The following is a 13,541-nucleotide window of genomic DNA, read 5'->3' as shown; positions in this document are numbered from 1 at the left end:
ACATTGGCAGATGGTGAAATCCATCATGAACTCACAAGGAGCCTGAGATGAGTGAAGGCATAGTCGTGATTGGCGCTTCTGGCGGTATCGGGGCGGCTCTGGTGACACACTGGTTGGCGGCGGGTGTCGGGCCAGTAATTGCCATCAGCCGTCAGCCCGCACCTGCTGGCCTCTCATCGCCGGGTCTGCACTGGCTATGTTGTGATTACAGCGATGAGCAGATGACAGAAGTGGTGGCCCGCATCGCGGAGTTTGCACCGAAACCGCACAGGGTGGTGATCTGCAATGGCATCCTGCATCAGGGGGAGATCCAGCCAGAGAAGCGACTAGAAGCAATCAATCTGGATGCCATGACCCGCCTCTACCAGACCAACGCCTTGCTGCCGCTGCGCTGGATCAGCCAGTTGTTACCGCTGTTTGGCCGCGAGCCTTGCACTCTGGCCGTTCTCAGCGCTCGGGTCGGCAGCATTGGCGACAACCGAGCGGGCGGCTGGTATAGCTATCGCGCATCCAAGGCCGCCCTCAACATGCTGCTCAAGTGTGCCGCCATCGAGCTGGCCCGGCGGGCCCCCGGCGTCAAATTGCTGGCCTTCCATCCCGGCACAGTGGATACCCAACTCTCTCGCCCGTTTCACGCCAATGTACCAGCGGGAAACGTGCAGAGTCCCGAGGGGGTGGCTGGCCATCTGGTTAACCTGATGAACCGGCTGCAACCGGATGGCGAGCTGAGTTTTCTCGACTGGCAGGGCAAACCTATCGAGTGGTAGGGGAGGTCAGGAGGCGCGCCAGCAGTGCCCGCAACCTCTTGATCACGGCGGGCTTGCCCGCCAGCTGCAACCTCGCGGCCAGTCTTCCCCAGTCGGCATATTGCCAGATGGCTGCGATCAGCAGATAACGCTCTTCAGGAGTCAGTGAAGCCAGCACAGCCAGATTGCGCGCCAACCACAACTGCAGGCTGGATTGGCTCAGTTCAAACGGCTTGTGATGCAGGGCAAAGCACTCAATCTCGTCGCGCTCGAACTCGCCAAGCTCCGCTGCGGTAGCGGTGCAGCCTTGCAGACATTGCCATACCAGCTCGGGATCCAGCTCGCTCAACTCACCCGCCAGCAAGGTCGGCAACTGGCGAATGAAACGCTGCTGCCACTGATCCAGCTCGGGCTCATGCTCGGGTTTCAGCGCCTTTAGCAGCAGGGCTGCGTGGCAGCCGCTGGCGGCATCCCGTTGCAGACCAATGCGCAGCACCGTCAGTCCTGCCTTGCGCCAGAAGGGGAGCAGGTCGGCGCTGGCCGAAAAGGCAGAACCGAGGTAATCGATCCCCGCCTGACGATAATGTTCTTCAAGCCTGCCAAGCAGCAGCGAACCCAGCCCGTGGCGGTGTAGCTCGGGATGGATGGCGATACGCATCACCCGGGCGTAGCTGCGCGCCCCCGCGGTTTTGAAACCGGCATGGGCCAGCAGCGACTGGGGCAGCAGATGGCCGCGCGGACGGCGGCGCCCGGCCCAGATCGCCTCGGCCAGTTCGGGATCTATCTCCCCTTCCCGCGCCACCAGCGCCACTCCCAGCAGGCTCGCATCCTGCTCCAGCAGATGGATGTCGAGATCCGGGCTCTCCAGCAGCGATCTGAGATCGCTCGGCGTGGTCTGGTAGTGGGCCTGCACCAGCAGGCCGAACAGCTGGTTGAGCAACGCCTCGTCGCTCGCCAGCGCCTCCTGGCTGACCAGACGCCAGCTCGGGTTGGTCGGTGGCAAGGGAGTTGCCACTTCGGCATTGAGGCCGAGCAGGCGGAAAATCAGCGGCTCCAGCGGATCGCGCTCACTCCAGCGAATGGGCTCAGAGAGGTGGATCTCCTGCCACTCCGGGGTCTGGCTATCAAGCACACGCTTGAAGCGCAGGTGAAAACCGCGCCCCGTCCCCTCGTAACCGTGCTCGGTGGTGGCAAACACGATGCGACTGTGGCGGGCAAGCATGGCCTCGAGCAGCGGGGTCGGAATGGCGGCCGCTTCATCCACCAGCAGCAGATCGGGATTTATCGCCTCGTGCACCAGCCGATCCGGCGAGCAGTAGCTCAGCCCTGCCAGCTGGTCAGGCGTAGTATCTAGCCCGCAAGCGGCGTGGGCAAACAGGGTCGCCACCGTCGCCTGCGAGGGGGCCGTAACAACTATGTTCAGCGAGGGTTGCTGGCGCAGCAGCTCGGCGGCAGCCAGCCCCAGCAGCGCACTCTTGCCACGACCGCGGTCGGCGCTCAGCACCAGCGGCCGACGGCGATGACCATGCAACACCTTGTGGATGGCGGGCAGTGCCCGTGCCTGATCGCTGCTCAGCCTGCGCTCGGGCCCAATCGGTTGCCACGGCTGCGAGCAAACCGGCGGATCCAGAGAGAGGGCTGGATCACCTTCCAGCAACCGCACCAGTCGGGCGATAAAGCCGTGGCCGGCACGGCTCGCCTCCTCCGACTGGGCCACCAGCCGGATCCGGTCAGGATCCGGCCATGAAGGCCACTCTACTCTGGGCGGGGTCAGCAGCAACAGCAAGCCACCGGCGCATAGAGTGCCCGCCAGCGCCCCGAAGGCGTCGGGGTGAAAGCCGCTGAAGGCGTTGAACACCAGCGTGTCACACTCCTGACCGAGCCGCTGCAGCGCCTTGGCAGCGGGTTGCGGGGCATAACACTCGGGCCCGGCACCCAGCCAGAAGACGGTCTCGCCGAGCAGGGATTGGACGCGGGCAATGCACTCGGCCTCCTCCCCCTCCAGCCAGATCAGGCGCCGCTCGCCGGCGCGGGCCAGCGCCTCGCGCAGGCTGTTGAGCTCTTGCGGCGTCATGAAGCCTGGCTGTCAGCCGGTTTGCGGGGCTCGAACATGCGATCTCCCATCTGATCGATAAAGGTGTGGGCCTTCTGCACCATGAAACGCTCGGCATCGGCCGGATTGGCAAACAGATCGGAGCGGATGAAACGGTGGGTTTGCAGCACGCCGTCCAACTCCTTGGTGATGCGGCCCGCCAGTCGGTACTGCCCCCCTTCCGCCATGGGTTCCGGATAGATGAGATAGCCGGCATATTCGGTGGGAGTGACTTCCGGCGCCTTGGTCGGCTCGCCCCCGAACAGGGCGCTGAACAGTTTCTTGAGCATGGTGATCTCCTCTGGTTGCCAGCATTGTCCCCAAGGGGTTGCACAGTGGCAAGCAGGGGATCTTATTACCAATGGTTATTTGCACTACGAACCATTCTCATTTAGATTTCATCTCATTCCACAAGAGGTGACCATCATGTACGTCTGTTTGTGCCGCGGCATCACAGATACCCAGATCCGCAAAGCGGTGCAGTCAGGTAAAAGCGAATTCCGCCAGCTCAAGCAGTCGCTCGAGGTGGGCGCCCAATGTGGCAAATGCGTGCGCATGACCATGGAGATCATCGCCGCCGAACTCGACAAGATGGAGCAGGAGCAACCCGTGCTCTACTACGAAGTGGCCTGATCCGGACACCTCTTTTCTGATGCGACCCGCCAACAGGGTCACCCCTTTTCTCAGGCGAGCTGGCTCGCCAGACCGCTTGTTGTCACTTTTCTGGACTAAGCTCTAACGATCGAAGCCTCAGGCACGAACCAAGGAGCACTGTCGATGAAAGGAGATCCCAAGATCATTGCCCACCTCAACAAGGTGCTGGCCAATGAGCTGATTGCCATCAACCAATACTTCCTGCACGCCCGCATCTACGATGACTGGGGCCTCAAGGCGCTCGGGCACAAGGAGTATCACGAGTCCATCGATGAGATGAAACACGCCGACGAGCTGGTCAAGCGCGTGCTGTTTCTCGAAGGGCTGCCCAATTTGCAGGATCTGGGCAAGCTGCGCATCGGCGAGACCGTCGAAGAGATGTTGCGCTGCGACCTGTCGCTGGAGATGGATGCCATCCCCGACCTCAAGGTAGCCATCGCCTATGCCGAGTCGGTGCAGGACTACATCAGCCGCGACCTGTTCCAGGAGATTCTGGAGGATGAGGAGGAGCACGTGGACTGGCTGGAGACCCAGCTAGACCTTATCGATCGCATCGGGCTGGAGAACTACCAGCAGTCGCAACTGCACCACGGCTCCTGAGCCAGGCAGGCCAGCAAGCAAAGAGACCCGCCAGCGCGGGTCTCTCCATTTGAGCAGCCATGACCCGAAAACTTTTCGACAGGATCACAGTTAATACGCCCGACACAGCATCTGCCATGGCTTTCGATTAGGATACGGCTCTCTGCCAATAACAATGCTACGGACGATTTCCATGGAACAGATTGCACGCGAGATGGCGCCCCACAAACGGGTGGCTCTGGTGGCTCACGACAACATGAAAACCCCTCTGCTGAACTGGGTGATGCGCCGCAAGGAGGAGCTCAAGCTCCACCATCTCTATGCGACCGGCACCACCGGCACCATGCTCGGCAAGAAGGCGCAACTGCCCATCACCTGCCTCTTCTCCGGCCCCATGGGGGGCGACCAGCAGCTCGGCGCCCTGATCGCCGAAGGGAAGATCGATGTGCTGATCTTCTTCTGGGATCCCCTCAATGCGGTGCCTCACGATCCGGATGTGAAGGCGCTGCTCCGCCTCGCGGCAGTCTGGAACATCCCGGTTGCCACCAACGAAGCGACCGCCGACTTCATCATGGACAGCCCCCATATGCGCCAGGCGTTCAGCGTGCAGATCCCGGATTACGCCGGTTATCTGAAGGCGCGCACCGAGTGATCGGCTAACCCGTCATGCAAGAGGGCCGCAACAAGCGGCCCTCTTTAATTGGGAAAATGAATCAGCCAGGGACACAAACCGGCGCCGGCTTATAGCGCGCGGGCGAGAATGCGTGCCACCCGATCCGGGTCGATATCCTGCTGCTCACCGAGCGCGGTGCGCCCCACCCGCTTGAGATTGGAGCAGACCGCCGGAATGCAACTTTCGCTGAGGCCATAGTCGGCCAGCCGGGTACCCAGCCCCATTTTCTGGAAGAACTGCTCGGTGCGGATGATTGCCTCCTCGATGCGCAGGGCCTTGTCCTCACGGGTCGAATGCCACACCCGTTCGGCAAACTGCGCCAGCTTGTCCTGCTTCTGACTCGCCCGCTCCCGCAGCAGGGCAGGCAGCACTACCGCCAGACTCTGGCCGTGGTCGAGCCCGTAGAGCGCCGTCAGCTGATGGCCGATGGCGTGAGAGGCCCAATCCTGCGGCACTCCGCAACCGATAAGGCCGTTGAGTGCCAGACTGGCCGCCCACATCAGATTGGCCCGCACCTGATAGTTGGTCGGCTCAGCCAGCGCCTTGGGGCCGTTCTCCACCAGCACCTGCAGCAGGCCTTCTGCCAGCCGATCTTGCACCTCGCCGCCGACCGGGAAGGTGAGGTACTGCTCGGCAATATGGACGAAGGCATCCACCACCCCGTTGCCGGTCTGGCGCGGCGGCAAACTGTAGGTGGTCGCCGGATCGAGCACCGCAAATTGCGGCTGCACCAGCGGGCTTCTGAAGGAGATCTTCACATCCCCCCGGCTCACCACCGAGGTGGGATTGCTCTCGGAGCCGGTGGCTGGCAGGGTCAGCACACAGCCCATCGGCAGCGCCTTATGCACACTCGCCTGTTTACCGCAGATATCCCAGGGATCATCCCCCTCGTAGCAGGCGGCCGCCGCAACAAACTTGGTGCCATCCACTACCGAGCCACCACCGACCGCCAGCAGGAAATCGATGCGCTCGCGCTTCACCTGCGCCACAGCCTCCATCAACAGCTCGAATCTGGGGTTGGCGCCGATGCCGGAAAACTCCTGCCACGTCACCCCCTCCAGCGCCCGGATCAACTGCTCATACACCCCGTTCTGCTTGATGCTGCCACCGCCGTAGAGCACCAGCAGCCGGCTGCCGGGCGGGATCAGTTCGGGCAGGCTGGCGATCTGCCCCTCGCCGAAACAGATGCGGGTCGGATTGGCATATTGGAAGTTGTACACGGCGGACTCCTCGACTGGCTCAATGCGCGGACATTGTGCGCCTGTGGGGAGGTGAGGTCAAAAGAGGTGGCAGAAGCTTGCCCATCGGCGGTCGACACTGGCCCATCGGTGCCGACCGGGTAGATCTCAGAACAGCGGCAGGATCAGGCAGTTTTGGCCTCATCTTTGGATGAGCTCTTCTTGCCGGTCAGGCGATCCATCGCCTCCTTGAGCATCGCCTCTCGCTGCTCGTTGAGCGGCTTGCTCTGCTCCGCACGCTCTTCCGGCGTCAGCTTCTTGTTATCGGCGATGGTCTTGAGCTTCTCTTCGATCTCGTTGAACTTCTTGCGATCGAAACCAAGCGCCTTGTCCACCAGCTGCTGCACCACGCCCCCCTTGTCGGAGCTCATATCCAGCGCCGGTGGCAACTTGTTGTTCTTGGCCAGATGTTCGTAGGTCAGCACCTGCTGGGCCTGGCCGGTCATGCGTTGGGTGGAGAGGCTGACCATCTCCTCCCAGCCACCGCCCTGACCGCCGCTACTGGCACTGTTGAGGGTAGCGAGGGCGCGGTTGTTGGATGCGCTCTGGGCAAGCTGCTGGCTGTAAGGTTTGATATCCATGGGGGCTCCAATTCGGTGCGCATCTGCGGCAATGGGCACAGGCTGATCCGGTCACATGGGGCGTCAGGCCCCACCATTATCAATTAAACCAGCAAGTTACAGGCCAACTTGTCAGATAGTGCGAGATCCAGAGAGATGGCGGATCTCACCACGTCCCCCACGCAAACAGGCGTCAGAATCATGACTCATCTGCTGCCGGTTCACGCTGTTTTGGCACATTTTGCCGTCCACGCGCCACGATGCCAGAGAAAAGTCATGAACATCTGTTTGATCACAAAATAAACAACCACTCGGAAATACAATTTTGGCGCACATCACAACCAGCCAGCCGTGTCATGGATGATCTGTTCGAAAAACCAATAACAGGCAGACCAATCTGTCGTGCTCACTCCGCTGCCAGTTCGGAGTTGCAGCCTCCCCACACCTCATCCCCTCGTCTAGCTCTCACTCACCGCAACCCTTCGGGTACACCTATGAAAAAACACACCTTGAGTCTTCTCTCCGCCACCCTGCTCACCCTGCTTGGCACCAGTGCCGACGCCTGTACCGGCCTTATTGTCGGCAAGGGAGCCAGCTTGGACGGCAGCGTAATGATTGCCAGAAACGAGGATTTTGGCGTCAACAACTGGAACAAGTACCTCGCCTTCCGGCCCGCGCAGCAGAACGAGGGCAAACTCTGGAAGCTGGGCAACGGGCTGGAAGTGCCTATGCCCAAAGCATTTTTTGCCTACTCCGCCATCCACGACTGGGATGCCACAACCAGCGATCCGGCAGGCAAATATTATGAAGAGCGCGGCATCAACGAGTTCAACGTCGCCATCTCGGCCACCACCAGTGCTGAGGTCAACGACAAGGCCCAAAAAGCCGATCCGCTGATCGAGAAGGGAGTGATTGAAGCCATCATCCCGACCCTGCTCCTGCCGCAGGCCAGGACGGCCAAAGAGGGGGTCGAGCTGCTCGGCCGCTATGTGGAGCAATATGGTGCCGGTGAGGGCAACAGCCTCTATCTGGCGGATGTGAACGAAGCCTGGCTGATGGAAATTGGCTCCGGCCACCACTGGATCGCGGTGCGGGTGCCGGACGACAGCTACGCCATGGTGGCCAACGGCCTGCGCATTCACGGCGTCAATCTCGACAGCGCCGATGTGCTGCACTCGCCCAAGCTGCTGGAGTTCGTGCGCGAGCACAAACTGCTGGATAACGCCGACCCGAACGATTTCAACTTCGCCAAGGCGTTCGGGGTCATCGCCGACCCCTACAACGTGGATCGGGAGTGGCTCGGCCAGAACATGCTGACTGCCTCCCACAAACAGGCGACCCGGCAGGCGCAATATCCACTGTTTATGAAGCCGGATGCCCCCATCGCCGTGCCGGACGTGGCCAGGGTGCTGAGCGCCACCTATGACGGCACGCCGCTCGCGGGCAAGGCGGAGCGGCCAATCCGCGTCGATCGCCAGCTGGAATCCCACGTCATCCAGCTGCGCAAGGAGATGCCCAAAGAGCTGCAGGGGCTCATCTGGCAGAGCTATGGCGTGCTGGCCGAATCTGTGATGGTGCCGCTCTACAACACCCTGGAAAACTATCCCCTGCCCTATCGCACCGGCAGCGACAGCTACTCCGATGATTCCGCCTACTGGCAGTTCCGCAGCCTGACCGCGCTGGCCAACACCGATCCGGACAAATACCAGCCGCTGCTGCGAAACGTCTGGAGTAAGGAGAGCAGCAAGCTCTACAAGGAGGTGGCGCTGCTCGACAAGAGCCTCAAGCAGGCCTACGCCAGCGACAAGGCCACCGCCATCGGGCTGGCCGCCGACTACTCCTATGGCCAATTGGAGAAGACCTATCAGATGGCCAAAGACCTGCGCTACAAGCTGATGACGGATCTGACCAAGAGCAGCGAGAAGGAGTATTCGCCGGAGGAGTTCAAGAAGATCATGAGCCTATGAACGGCTCGCCAATGCAAAGAGGCTCCCACGGGAGCCTCTTTGTTTCAACCAATGCAGCGATCAGCGACGGCTGATATTGAGCGGGCCGAAGGTCTGGGCCACCGGCATGATCTCGATGCTGTTGATGTTGACGTGAGCCGGCTGCTGGCTCACCCAGAGCACGGTATTGGCGATGTCTTCCGGCTGGATAGCCTCCACCCCCTGATAGACGGAAGCCGCCTTGGCATCGTCACCGTGGAAGCGCACGTTGGAGAACTCGGTGCCGCCGCACAGGCCCGGTTCCACGTTGGTGACGCGGATGGCGGTGCCAGCCAGATCGGCGCGCAGGTTGAGGCTGAACTGCTTCACGAATGCCTTGGTGGCGCCGTAGACGTTGCCGCCCGGATAGGGGTAAGTGCCCGCGATGGAGCCGATATTGATGACGTGGCCGCGATTGCGCGCCACCATGCCCGGCAGCAGCAATCGGGTGAGCAGGGTCAGACCGCTGATGTTGGTGGCGATCATCTGCTCCCAATCTTCCAGATCCGCCTTGTGGGCCGGCTCCAGCCCCAGCGCCAGGCCGGCGTTGTTGACCAGCAGATCCACTTCACTCCACTCGGCTGGCAGAGCGGCGATGGCGGCGCGGGTAGCCGCCTTTTCCTGCACGTCGAATGCCAGCGGCAGAAACTGCTCGCCCAGCTCGTCGGCCAGCGCAGCCAGCCGTTCGGCACGGCGACCGGTACCGATCACCTTGTAGCCCGCCTGCACCAGCTGGCGGCTGATGGCTTTACCAAAACCGGACGAGGCGCCCGTTACCATTGCAATCATCTGAACCTCCATTATCTCAACCGATATTGTTATTTATGTTGTTGAAACCAATCTGATTTATTCATCGCTCAATTCACGTCCGGTCGCCTTGCGCCAGACAAATACCACCAGATGGAGCAGCAACAAGCCCGAGCCACCCAGCGCAAACAGCAGGCCGGTGAGGGCGTTAACCGAGGTATCGGCGCCGCACCACCACCAGACCAGCCAGCCACTCAGACCGATGACAAAGGTCTGGATGGCACAGACCGGGCAGCGCCCCAGCTTGGCTCTGATGGCGGTGGCAAGGCAGTTGTCGCAGCTCATCCTGCTCCTCGATTCTGCTCGTTCAACATGATCAGTTGGCCCGTGAAGACGGCTTGCGAGCCTGAGTGCGAGCCACTCTGCGCCGCTCACGCTCCTCGTCGCTCACCAGCGGCAGCACCAGCCGGTGCGCATGCTGGTCGCGGCCATAGTAGTCCGCCAGCCGCTGCTGGGGACGAAATCCCAATCCCTGATAGAGCGCCAGCGCCTCTTCGTTGGCATCCCCTACTTCGAGGCGAATCGCCCCCCAGCCAGCCTCCTGTCCTTCGCGGATCACCTGCTCCAGCAGGCGGCGGGCCCAGCCCAGACGGCGCACCGTCCAGCGGATGGCCAGCGCCTGAATGACCAGCCGATCCCAGCCTCTGTGCTCCAGCAGGCAGAGATAGCCCATCAGCTGATGTTTCTCGTCCAGCAGCAACAGAGTGCGCCCCTTGGCGTGGGCCAGCAGATAGTGCCAGCGGCTGCGGCCAAAGGCGACTTCGGGAGGAAAACAGTAGCGTTCAAGATTAACGATGGCGCCCAGATCATCGGTTCGGGCCGCACGTACGGTCAACACGGGGAGTCCTTGTTCGGTTATTTATCCTCAGCACCAAAAATGCGGCTTGTATCACAAGTTACCAAGGAGTCATATTAGGCACTGTAACCTCTTGTTTCCCCTCGCGCCATTGTCGTGCTTGTCGGTGCATCGAAGCCCACTGGGGATCCTGCCTGTTCAGGCAGTCTGATCTGTGGAGCCGAAAATATGAGTACCTATGTCATCGTCGAAGAGCTGGGCGACTGGCCTTGCCATGCCGATTATCTGCTGACCGCCCGCACCTATCTGCAACATGGCGTGCCGACCACCGGCGGCCGACCCCGCATCATCAACCTCTGCCGCAATCTGGAGCACCTGAGCGCAGGCTACTACTGCTCGCTGCTGGCCCAGGCCCGCGGCCACCACTGCCTGCCTGGTCTGCAAGCCATCAGCCGACTGCAACCCCAGCAGCCACCGGCCAAGCTGTGGCGCAAGGCGCAAGGATGGTTGGCCCAGCAGAGCGAGGATCGAATTAGAGTGCGCGCCATCTTCGGCCAGTGTGAACAGAGCGAGCTGGCGGGGCTGGCCCGCTACTACTATGGCCTGAGCCAGCTGCCGCTGCAGGAGCTGACCCTCAAGCGCGGTCGCCACGGCTGGTCGGTGCGCCAGCAGCAGAGCCTGTCACCACTGGCGCTGAGCCCAAGCGAGAAAGAGTTAATGCTGCACCACGCTCAGGCGCTGGTGGGGACCGGTGATGAGGAGCAGGCGGCGCCGCTCTACCAGCTCGCTATTCTGGTCGACCCCGATGATGGCCGTGCCAGCAGTGACGGGCTGGCGCTGGAGCGCTTTATCCGGGCTGCTGCTGCCCAAGGCATCCGTGCCGAGATCCTGCCACCGTCGGCCATCGAGCGGCTGCCGGAGTTCGACACCCTCTGGCTGCGTGCCGAAACCGCGGTCGGTCACTATACCTTCGAATTCGCCCACCGTGCCGAACAGCTGAAGATGCCGGTGATCGACAGCTCCCGCGCCATCCTCGCCTGCAGCAACAAACTCTATCTCTACGAGCTGATGGTGCGCAGCGGCGTGCCCATGCCGCCCACCATGGTGGTGACCCGCCGCGGCCGCCACCATGTGGACGAGCTGGTGCAACGGCTCGGCCTGCCGCTGATGGTGAAGGTGCCCGACGGCGCACAGGGGCGCGATCTCGCCATGGCCAGCGACGAGCAGCAGCTGGCCCGCCTGCTGGACGAGGGGCTGAGTAGATCCGCCCTGCTGCTGGTGCAGAGCCGGATCCCCGCCGAGTTCGACTGGCGCATCGGCTTTCTCGACGGCTCGCCGCTGTTCGCCTGCCGCCGCTACCGGCCCGAACCGGGCAACCGCATTCGCCGCCGCAAGCACCCCCTCGACATGAGCCGCATCGAGGCGCTGCCGCTCAACGAGGTGCCGGAGCGGGTACTGCAGACCGCTCGCCGCGCAGTGCATCAGCTCGGCAATGGCCTCTACGGGCTCGACTTGCGCCAGCAAGGGCGTGACTGCGTGCTGCTGGAGATCGTCGACAACCCCTGGATCCGCGGCGATATCGAAGACAAGGAGGCGCAGGATCTCTACGAGCGACTGGCCCGCGCCTTCCGCCAGCGGCTGGAGAACCGGGGCCAGAGCACCGCATAACCCCGCCATGACGTTGTCGCCCACAATGGCAGAGAGGGCCCCGCGATGGGGCCCTCTCTCATATCAAAGCGTGCTGTGGCTGACTTATTGCAGACGCAGGAAACGCCCGCTCAAGGGCGGTATCTCCACCGTCACGCTGCTGCCGCCGATGGCCAGACTCTCGCCGCTTTGCAGATCCACCAGCGCGCTGCCGCTGCGCAGTTTGCCCGTCGGCAGGTTGTAGCTGAGCGCCGTGGTGGAGAGGTTGAGCAGGTAGACTATCTGCTCCCCCGCCGTCTGCTTGATGTCACCATAGAGACTGCCCTCGGCCACCAGCTTGACTCGCTCTCCCTGATAGAGGGCGGGGTGGGCAGCACGCATCGCCAGCAACTGGGCGAGCCACTCTTTCAGCTCGGCCTGTTCGCTACCCGGCACAAAACCGGTGACAGCGGGCACCTTGCCGTCGCTGCGGGCCACATGATCGTCGCACAAGCCCTGCGCTGCGCAGTCACCGCTGACCTTGGCAGCAAAGCCCGGCACCTCGTCGCCAAACTCCTCGCCATAGTAGAAGGTGATGGGGCCGGAGCGGGCCGCCATAAAGCTGAAGGCCGCCTTGTGGCGCTGCCAGTACTCGGTCGACTTGAAGTTGCCGCGCTCCAGCAGATCACCAAAACGCACCAGATCATGGTTGCCCAGCATCAGGTTCGGCATGGCGTGATTCGGGTAGTTCTCCACCTTGTTCCAGCTGGCGTCGAGCAGGCTGGCCCCCTGCCCGCCCTTGCCGGACTCCTCGACCGCCAGCGCCTGCACGATGCCGTAGCGCAACGGGAAGTCAAAGGCTGAGGAGAGCGCCGGATTGTCACTACTGCCGTAAGCCTGGGCGCGAATGTCATCAGCCCCCTTCCACACCTCGCCCACCATGTAGCCGAGGGTGCCCCACTGCTGCCCTGCCGCCTTGCGCGCTGCGCTGGCCTGCTCCACCTCGCTGCGAATGGCGCGCCAATCATCCAACCCAAGCTGATAGGCCTGATCGAGGCGCCAGCCGTCGATACCGTACTGCTCGACCCAATAGCGGGCCACCTCCTTGAAGTAGGCGAGGCTCTCCGGCTTGCTGTAATCCACCAGCTGGCCGGGATAACCCGCACCGCCGCTGGTGAGGGCTGGCAGACGCCCCTCTGGCGAGGGCTTGCTCACCCCCACCTTGTTGACGTGGCCAAACACCCCGTCGAGGAAGACATAGAGGCCGCGCTGGTGCGCCCCATCCACCAGCTGTTTGAGCTTGGCATTGCTGCCAAAGTTGGGATCCACGGTAAAAAAGTCGCAGGCGAAGTAGCCGGTGGCATCGAGCTTATTATCGCCGCCTTGCCCCGCGCAGGAGTCGAACACCGGGGTGAGCCAGATGGCGTTGACGTTGAGACTCTTGATGTGGTCGAGACTGTCGATGATCCCCTGCAGATCGCCGTTGTGCTGGGAGGGGCCATAGCCGACGCCGTAGTTGGCACTGCCGTCACCATCGGCAAACGACTCCACCATTACCTGATAGATGCGCAGGTTGCAGGCGGGTTGATCGTCGCCATAGCAGGCACGACTGGCCGTGGCAACCGGAGGGTGGGTGACCGGCGGATTGACGACGGGGGGAGAACTCTCCCCACCTGAACTACCGCTGCCGCCGCAAGCCGCAAGTAACAGGGCGGCCCCGAGCAGGCCGCCATAGCGTAACGTTCCCTGTTTCATTGTTATGTTCCCGCTGTGAGAGCAGGCGTC

The 13,541-nt window shown here is 62.3% G+C and carries 14 protein-coding genes; 6 read left to right on the top strand and 8 right to left on the bottom strand.

The window, feature by feature from the left end; all coding sequences use genetic code 11:
• Window positions 1–47: 47 nt before the first annotated feature.
• Entirely contained in the window at window positions 48–767 is a 720-nt protein-coding gene (locus tag I6L44_RS19300; RefSeq protein WP_216952815.1) for an SDR family NAD(P)-dependent oxidoreductase, read from the top strand.
• On the opposite strand, the gene I6L44_RS19295 is transcribed toward I6L44_RS19300, so the two are convergent.
• Together I6L44_RS19295 and I6L44_RS19290 are read right to left on the bottom strand one after the other, a co-directional pair.
• Window positions 754–2,820 (bottom strand): tRNA(Met) cytidine acetyltransferase TmcA, encoded by a 2,067-nt coding sequence (locus I6L44_RS19295; RefSeq protein WP_216952814.1) that lies wholly within the window; start codon window positions 2,818–2,820, stop codon window positions 754–756. The genes I6L44_RS19300 and I6L44_RS19295 overlap by 14 nt on opposite strands.
• Window positions 2,817–3,128, bottom strand: a complete 312-nt coding sequence (locus I6L44_RS19290) for an HlyU family transcriptional regulator (protein ID WP_005354958.1) — start codon at window positions 3,126–3,128, stop codon at window positions 2,817–2,819. The genes I6L44_RS19295 and I6L44_RS19290 overlap by 4 nt, the downstream gene beginning before the upstream one ends.
• Window positions 3,129–3,264: 136 nt before the next feature.
• On the opposite strand from I6L44_RS19290, the gene I6L44_RS19285 reads away from it, so the two are divergent.
• From I6L44_RS19285 to I6L44_RS19275, 3 genes are all read left to right on the top strand, one after another.
• Window positions 3,265–3,471: a bacterioferritin-associated ferredoxin gene (locus I6L44_RS19285; RefSeq protein WP_005335965.1), complete on the top strand. Its 207-nt coding sequence runs from the start codon at window positions 3,265–3,267 to the stop codon at window positions 3,469–3,471.
• Between the two features lie 144 nt (window positions 3,472–3,615).
• Window positions 3,616–4,092, top strand: coding sequence for a bacterioferritin (gene bfr / locus I6L44_RS19280; RefSeq protein ID WP_005354959.1), 477 nt, complete (start codon window positions 3,616–3,618; stop codon window positions 4,090–4,092).
• A 172-nt stretch (window positions 4,093–4,264) separates the two neighbouring features.
• Window positions 4,265–4,723, top strand: coding sequence for a methylglyoxal synthase (locus tag I6L44_RS19275; RefSeq protein ID WP_005363178.1), 459 nt, complete (start codon window positions 4,265–4,267; stop codon window positions 4,721–4,723).
• A gap of 89 nt (window positions 4,724–4,812) precedes the next feature.
• Here the strand turns inward: I6L44_RS19275 and I6L44_RS19270 are convergent, their stop codons facing one another.
• A complete protein-coding gene (locus tag I6L44_RS19270; RefSeq protein ID WP_216952813.1) occupies window positions 4,813–5,964 on the bottom strand; it encodes an iron-containing alcohol dehydrogenase in 1,152 nt (383 codons plus the stop codon).
• A 143-nt stretch (window positions 5,965–6,107) separates the two neighbouring features.
• Window positions 6,108–6,563 carry a hypothetical protein gene (locus tag I6L44_RS19265; protein ID WP_019446593.1) on the bottom strand — a complete coding sequence of 152 codons (456 nt, stop codon included), beginning with the start codon at window positions 6,561–6,563 and terminating at the stop codon, window positions 6,108–6,110.
• A 473-nt stretch (window positions 6,564–7,036) separates the two neighbouring features.
• Between I6L44_RS19265 and I6L44_RS19260 the strand changes: the two genes are divergently transcribed.
• Window positions 7,037–8,509, top strand: coding sequence for a C69 family dipeptidase (locus tag I6L44_RS19260; RefSeq protein ID WP_216952812.1), 1,473 nt, complete (start codon window positions 7,037–7,039; stop codon window positions 8,507–8,509).
• A gap of 60 nt (window positions 8,510–8,569) precedes the next feature.
• On the opposite strand, the gene I6L44_RS19255 is transcribed toward I6L44_RS19260, so the two are convergent.
• The 3 genes from I6L44_RS19255 to I6L44_RS19245 are packed head-to-tail and all read right to left on the bottom strand — an operon-like array spanning window position 8,570 to window position 10,172.
• A complete protein-coding gene (locus I6L44_RS19255) occupies window positions 8,570–9,316 on the bottom strand; it encodes an SDR family oxidoreductase (protein ID WP_159144414.1) in 747 nt (248 codons plus the stop codon).
• 57 nt (window positions 9,317–9,373) lie between these two features.
• A complete protein-coding gene (locus tag I6L44_RS19250; RefSeq protein WP_040067114.1) occupies window positions 9,374–9,619 on the bottom strand; it encodes a DUF3624 family protein in 246 nt (81 codons plus the stop codon).
• Between the two features lie 31 nt (window positions 9,620–9,650).
• Window positions 9,651–10,172, bottom strand: coding sequence for a GNAT family N-acetyltransferase (locus I6L44_RS19245; RefSeq protein WP_216952811.1), 522 nt, complete (start codon window positions 10,170–10,172; stop codon window positions 9,651–9,653).
• 186 nt (window positions 10,173–10,358) lie between these two features.
• Here I6L44_RS19245 and I6L44_RS19240 point away from each other — a divergent pair, with 186 nt between their 5' ends.
• Window positions 10,359–11,798, top strand: coding sequence for a RimK family protein (locus tag I6L44_RS19240; protein ID WP_216952810.1), 1,440 nt, complete (start codon window positions 10,359–10,361; stop codon window positions 11,796–11,798).
• 84 nt (window positions 11,799–11,882) lie between these two features.
• Here I6L44_RS19240 and I6L44_RS19235 read toward each other — a convergent pair whose 3' ends face one another.
• On the bottom strand, window positions 11,883–13,511 hold the full coding sequence (locus tag I6L44_RS19235) for an alpha-amylase family protein (RefSeq protein WP_201953348.1): 1,629 nt from the start codon (window positions 13,509–13,511) through the stop codon (window positions 11,883–11,885).
• Window positions 13,512–13,541: the final 30 nt, after the last annotated feature.

The sequence above is a fragment of the Aeromonas sp. FDAARGOS 1414 genome, assembly GCF_019047065.1.
Classification (GTDB): Bacteria; Pseudomonadota; Gammaproteobacteria; order Enterobacterales; family Aeromonadaceae; genus Aeromonas; species Aeromonas veronii_A.
This window is presented reverse-complemented; position numbering and strand designations above follow the sequence as displayed.

Excerpts from the sequence above, each read along its gene's own strand:
- I6L44_RS19300 (WP_216952815.1), top strand. The coding sequence starts at position 48 with ATGAGTGAAGGCATAGTCGTGATTGGCGCTTCTGGCGGTATCGGGGCG.
- I6L44_RS19295 (WP_216952814.1), bottom strand. The coding sequence starts at position 2,820 with ATGACGCCGCAAGAGCTCAACAGCCTGCGCGAGGCGCTGGCCCGCGCC.
- I6L44_RS19290 (WP_005354958.1), bottom strand. The coding sequence starts at position 3,128 with ATGCTCAAGAAACTGTTCAGCGCCCTGTTCGGGGGCGAGCCGACCAAG.
- I6L44_RS19285 (WP_005335965.1), top strand. The coding sequence starts at position 3,265 with ATGTACGTCTGTTTGTGCCGCGGCATCACAGATACCCAGATCCGCAAA.
- bfr (WP_005354959.1), top strand. The coding sequence starts at position 3,616 with ATGAAAGGAGATCCCAAGATCATTGCCCACCTCAACAAGGTGCTGGCC.
- I6L44_RS19275 (WP_005363178.1), top strand. The coding sequence starts at position 4,265 with ATGGAACAGATTGCACGCGAGATGGCGCCCCACAAACGGGTGGCTCTG.
- I6L44_RS19265 (WP_019446593.1), bottom strand. The coding sequence starts at position 6,563 with ATGGATATCAAACCTTACAGCCAGCAGCTTGCCCAGAGCGCATCCAAC.
- I6L44_RS19260 (WP_216952812.1), top strand. The coding sequence starts at position 7,037 with ATGAAAAAACACACCTTGAGTCTTCTCTCCGCCACCCTGCTCACCCTG.
- I6L44_RS19255 (WP_159144414.1), bottom strand. The coding sequence starts at position 9,316 with ATGATTGCAATGGTAACGGGCGCCTCGTCCGGTTTTGGTAAAGCCATC.
- I6L44_RS19250 (WP_040067114.1), bottom strand. The coding sequence starts at position 9,619 with ATGAGCTGCGACAACTGCCTTGCCACCGCCATCAGAGCCAAGCTGGGG.
- I6L44_RS19240 (WP_216952810.1), top strand. The coding sequence starts at position 10,359 with ATGAGTACCTATGTCATCGTCGAAGAGCTGGGCGACTGGCCTTGCCAT.
- I6L44_RS19235 (WP_201953348.1), bottom strand. The coding sequence starts at position 13,511 with ATGAAACAGGGAACGTTACGCTATGGCGGCCTGCTCGGGGCCGCCCTG.